We start from the raw sequence: 5,758 nt of genomic DNA on the forward strand, positions 1-5,758 counted from the left end.
TAAAAGTTCGAACTTTTAGGGTGTTGTTTTTTGTGATTAGTATAGAAATCAAGGTCATAAATAAATCGAAATGATAAAAAAACTTTCGTTTACTTTCGATTTATATCTTTTTGAGAAAAAATATTATCTTTGACAAAATTATATATAAGTCAAATATAACAGTAAACTCTATATAAAGTTCGTTTTGTATTTGTCGCAAAGAAAGTACCAATGAAAGCAGAAACAAAATGTTGGATTATGGAGAGTTGTTTCGGTATTTTCACGGAAATAAGAAATAGTTGTTTAATATAATAGATACAAGACCTTCTAATATTTAAATGATTCTATGAAAACATTATTCCAATCTTTTTCTCCCTATTTAACGGGAGTAGCAGCGACTACTGTTGTTTTTTCTTTTTCGTCATGTAAGAAAGAAAATAAAGTTCCTCCTCGTTATAATATTGTTTATATTATGACAGATGACCATACCGGACAAATGATGAGTTGTTATGATACTCGCTATATCGAAACTCCTAACTTGGATAGAATTGCTCGGGACGGAGTTCGGTTCACGAATAGTTTTGTAGCGAATTCATTAAGTGGGCCGAGTAGGGCGTGTATGCTTACGGGTAAACACAGTCATGCGAATGGGTTCACCGATAATACGACTTGTGTATTCGATGGTTCGCAGCAGACGCTGCCTAAACTTTTGCAGACTGCGGGTTACCAAACCGCTATCGTGGGGAAATGGCATTTAGAGAGTATGCCTACGGGATTCGACTATTGGGAAATTCTTCCCGGTCAGGGCGATTACTATAATCCCGATTTTATAACGATGAATAATGATACGGTTCGAGAAAAGGGTTACTTAACTAATATTATTACCGACAAAAGTATAGATTGGTTGGAGAAAGGTCGTGATAAGGAGCAGCCCTTTTGTTTGTTTATTCATCATAAGGCTATTCACCGCGACTGGCTACCTGAATTGAAATATCTCACGTTATATGAAGATAAAGAGTTTTCAATGCCCGATAATTTTTATGATGATTACGAGGGTCGGCGGCCGGCTGCTGCGCAAACGATGAGTATTGCAAAAGACATGGATATTATTTATGATACGAAAATGTATCGTGAGGGAATGAAGTCACGTTTGAAGAAAGCCTATGGACGTAAGATAAAACGGCTTACTCCCGAAGATCGGGTAGCCTATGATGCGGTATATGATTCTATAACTGATGTATTTTTTCGGGAGAATCCACAGGGGAAGGAGCTGGTTGAATGGAAATATCAACGGTTTATGCGTGATTATGCAAAAGTCGTGAAGTCGTTGGACGATAATGTTGGACGAGTGTTAGACTATTTGGAAAAGGCTGGGTTATTGGATAATACGTTGGTTGTCTATACTTCCGATCAAGGATTTTATATGGGGGAACATGGCTGGTTTGATAAACGGTTTATGTATGAAGAGTCTATGCGAACACCGCTTGTTATGCGTTTGCCGAAAGGTTTTCAAAAGCGAGGCGATATTATCGAATTGGTGCAGAATATAGATTATGCCCCGACATTCCTCGAATTGGCCGGTGTGGAGATTCCCGATGATATACAAGGTATTTCATTGATGTCGTTATTGAGGGGCGAGCATCCGCAAGACTGGCGATCTTCTCTTTATTATCATTTTTATGAATATCCGGCAGAACACATGGTAAAACGTCACTATGGCGTTCGTACAGAACGTTATAAATTGATACATTTCTATGACGATATCGATCAATGGGAACTATACGATTTGCAAACTGATCCCACGGAAATGAACAATCTTTTCGATAAGCCGGGATATGAAAGTATAATCGAGAAATTGAAACAGGAATTGGTCGAACTTCAAACTTTATACGGAGATTCGATAGAGTACCGATTACGGGATAAAAAATTATAGAATAAAAATTAGGGAGAGAAATTTAGAAATAAGTTATTCAATATAAAGTTATGGTGATGAAGAAAGTTTTTTGGATTATTTTGTGTATGTTTTTTATTCTCCCGGTTATTTTTGCCGAGAATATGAAATTGCATTATGAGCGTCCGGCAGAGTATTTCGAAGAGGCTCTCGTGATAGGGAATGGGACGATGGGAGCGACTTTATATGGCGGTGTAAAAAAAGATAAGATTTCATTTAACGATATAACACTTTGGACAGGAGAACCCGAAAGCGAAAATTCTTCTCCCGATGCTTTTAATGCTATTCCCGAAATCAGAGCTTTACTGGATAATGAGGATTATCAAGGGGCAGATAAGGCTCAATACAAGGTGCAAGGACATTACAGTGAAAATTATCAGCCACTTGGAACATTGACGATAGAATATCTTGATGATACAGTTGGTATTTCTGATTACCACCGATGGCTCGATATTGGTAATGCTACGGCACGAACGCAATACTTGAAGGGCGGAAAACTTTTTACGAGCGATTATTTTGCATCGGCTCCCGATTCGGTGATTGTCATTCGTTTGAAATCTGAAAATAAGGAAGGAATTCATGCGTTGCTTTCGTTCGATTCTCCGTTACCTCATAGCTCGCAGGTGGCCGATAATGAAATATCTGTTGAAGGTTATGCGGCTTATCATTCGTTCCCGGTTTATTATAAGGCGGAAGATAAGCATCGCTATGATCCGGAAAGAGGCATTCACTTTAAGACTCTTGTGAGGGTTTTAAGTGTCGATGGGAGAGTAAAGAATCGATATTCGGATAGCCGTATCGAGATTGACGGGAGCACAGAAGTACTCATTTGGGTAGCGAATGTTACGAGTTTTAACGGTTTTGACAAGGATCCGGTTAAAGAGGGGCGTAATTATCGCAGTCATGTAGAAAAACGTATGAAGTGTGCCATCGGTAAAACTTATGATGCTTTGCGAGAGGCACATATTAGAGACTATAAATATTATTTCGACCGTGTAAAACTCGATTTAGGAGATACAGATGACGATATTGCGGCATTGCCGACAGACAAACAGTTACTTTTTTATACCGATTGTAAGCAACGAAATCCAGATTTAGAGGAACTTTATTTTCAATTTGGACGCTATTTGCTCATATCTAGCTCTCGTACTCCGGGAGTCCCGGCCAATTTGCAGGGCCTGTGGAACGAAAGTGTGCTTCCGCCTTGGAGCAGTAACTATACAGTCAATATTAATCTCGAAGAAAATTATTGGGCTTCCGGTACGGCTAATCTGATAGAGATGCAATATCCGCTGATAGAGTTTATTGCTAATCTCAGTAAGACGGGAAGAAAAACCGCAAAGGATTATTATGGAGTAGAGCGAGGTTGGTGCTTGGGGCATAATTCGGATATTTGGGCGATGACGTGTCCTGTTGGTCTTAATGAGGGGGACCCTTCATGGGCTTGTTGGACGATGGGGGGTACATGGTTGTCTACTCACATTTGGGAGCATTATCTTTTTACGTTGGACAAGGAATTTTTGTGTGAATTTTATCCTGTGTTAAAGGGTGCGGCAGAGTTTTGTATGGATTGGTTAGTCGAGAAAGATGGAAAACTTGTGACCTCTCCCGGAACCTCTCCCGAAAATAAGTACATTACGCCTGATGGGTATGTGGGAGCTACTTCCTATGGAAACACTTCCGATTTGGCGATGATACGCGAATGCCTTATTGATGCCGCCGAAGCCTCGAAGGTGCTCGGGGTGGATAAGTCTTTCAGGAAAAGAATTAAAAAGACTCTTTCTCGGTTGTATCCGTATCAAATTGGGAAGGACGGTAATTTGCAAGAGTGGTATTACGACTGGCAAGATCAGGACCCATATCATCGGCATCAATCTCATCTTTTCGGGTTGTATCCGGGACATCATTTGTCGGTTGAGGAAACTCCCGAATTGGCGGCAGCTTGTGCCCGTACACTCCAAATTAAAGGAGATGAAACGACCGGTTGGAGTACCGGGTGGCGTGTAAACCTTTTGGCTCGGTTACGAGACGGAGAAAAAGCCTATCATATGTATCGTAGGCTTCTTCGGTATGTCAGTCCCGATAACTATAAAGGAGAAGATGCGCGGCGTGGGGGTGGAACTTACCCGAATTTGTTGGATGCTCATTCGCCTTTTCAAATAGATGGTAACTTTGGCGGGTGTTCGGGTGTTATAGAAATGCTCATGCAATCTTCAACCAATAAGATCGTTCTTCTTCCGGCATTGCCAGAGTCTTGGGCCGATGGTAAAGTACAAGGTATTTGTGCTCGTGGCGGGTTTGTCGTCGATATGGAATGGAAAAATAGAGAAGTTGCATCATTAATTGTCTCTTCCCTTAAAGGAGGACAAACTGAGATTTGCTTCAATGGAGTTTCGAAAAAAGTCGTATTTAAAGCTGGTGAGGAGAAAAGATTGTTGTAGTTGAAAAGTAGTATACATTATTCTATTTTTAGTTAAATAGTTGTCTTCCTTTTTTATCTTAACATCTGTTTCAACTTTATGAATTAACACTGCGAAATCCTTCTTTTTATCTAAATTTGAAAACTTAAAAGGTCATAAAGACTATTGATTCTGAAAAATATCGTTTAGCTATCAATCGGGTAAGCGTTATTTCCCTTTTTGTGCTAAAAAACATATTAAAATGTTTGGTTATATATATATATATTCACGGGAAATTTAATACATTTATAATATGAAGAAATTTAATACTTTAATTGTAGCCTTATTTATTTTTTCTATTTCATCTAAGGCGGAACAAACAGTAGGAACATTTGAGAATGCCTATTTTGGAAAGAATTTCACTATTGAAGCGTCTCAAAAAAACAATGAATTAGAAACGGTTTATATAGAGGTTGAAGCCAAAAGTTCAAAATCAGCTTTTTTATCTGTTGACGGAAATAAATTAGAATCTTTTAAAACATCATTAGAGCTTGTTCGAGACAAATACCTAAGTTGGGTTAAAATAGCAAAGGAAAATAATGTTACAGAGATGGATAAAGAGTTTGACATAAAGTTCCCTACTGTATCGATTGCTTGGAGGGGGTCAAAATGGTGGTTTGCATTTGATCGAAAAATTACTATGAGCTTTTTAATTCTCGATAATGGTAAAATGGTTGCAATATGGTGTCCCAAAGTAAGTGCTTCATCAAATGAATTTATTGATGAAACTATATATTTTGTATTTGAATGTGAAGAAGATTTTAATAGTTTGCTTAATCAATTAAATTCCCAAGCAATCTTAGATAAACTATTGAACACAAAGAACAACGAGGATTTGTTTCAATAATACTATTGTCATTTACGTATAAAGAATGTTATTATACTGCCGTGGTATAGTAACATTCTTTTTTATGGAAACGATCAATCTCATTGTGCCTCGTGAGTGGCACGAATTTGATGATAAGCAACTGCGATACCTGTTCGTTCTGTTTGACGATGATTACTCGTTGGCTGAAATTCGTACACTGTGCCTTTGGGGTTCAGTAGAGAATCCGAGGGAATAGACTTGAATTTTATCCAATGCGATGTATTGCATTTTACCTTCCCCCTTGTGTAGAGGAGCTACCGAAGAAACGGTAGTTTCTGAGGAAAGGGGTTGAAAAGATTTTATAAATTTTTTGTTCGTAAAGGTTACACCCTCGCCTTACGGGTATTGAATTACAAAAAAATATATACAAAAAGCCACCCTATTGGGTGGCTTTGCCTGTTTTTTCTCGGTGATCCGCTTGGGGCTCGAACCCAAGACCCCAACATTAAAAGTGTTGTGCTCTACCAGCTGAGCTAGCGAATCTAACCTTGTTGCTTTTTG

4 protein-coding genes and 1 tRNA gene are annotated in these 5,758 nt (G+C 38.6%); 4 read left to right on the plus strand and 1 reads right to left on the minus strand.

Annotation, left to right across the window (positions count from 1 at the left end):
• Positions 1-325: 325 nt before the first annotated feature.
• From QVD32_RS12420 to QVD32_RS12435, 4 genes are all read left to right on the plus strand, one after another.
• Positions 326-1,912, plus strand: coding sequence for a sulfatase family protein (locus QVD32_RS12420; protein ID WP_021892237.1), 1,587 nt, complete (start codon positions 326-328; stop codon positions 1,910-1,912).
• Positions 1,913-1,968: 56 nt separating this feature from the next.
• Positions 1,969-4,371, plus strand: coding sequence for a glycosyl hydrolase family 95 catalytic domain-containing protein (locus QVD32_RS12425; RefSeq protein ID WP_229033594.1), 2,403 nt, complete (start codon positions 1,969-1,971; stop codon positions 4,369-4,371).
• Positions 4,372-4,642: 271 nt separating this feature from the next.
• The gene (locus QVD32_RS12430; RefSeq protein WP_021892239.1) at positions 4,643-5,236 is read left to right on the plus strand and encodes a hypothetical protein; all 594 of its coding nucleotides are present in this window, start codon (positions 4,643-4,645) and stop codon (positions 5,234-5,236) included.
• Positions 5,237-5,300: 64 nt separating this feature from the next.
• Entirely contained in the window at positions 5,301-5,453 is a 153-nt protein-coding gene (locus tag QVD32_RS12435; RefSeq protein ID WP_195241996.1) for a hypothetical protein, read from the plus strand.
• A 214-nt stretch (positions 5,454-5,667) separates the two neighbouring features.
• Here the strand turns inward: QVD32_RS12435 and QVD32_RS12440 are convergent.
• Positions 5,668-5,740 (minus strand) — tRNA-Lys (locus tag QVD32_RS12440).
• Between the last annotated feature and the right edge of the window lie 18 nt (positions 5,741-5,758).

Source organism: Barnesiella sp. (assembly GCF_022723415.1).
GTDB classification, from domain to species: Bacteria; Bacteroidota; Bacteroidia; order Bacteroidales; family Barnesiellaceae; genus Barnesiella; species Barnesiella intestinihominis.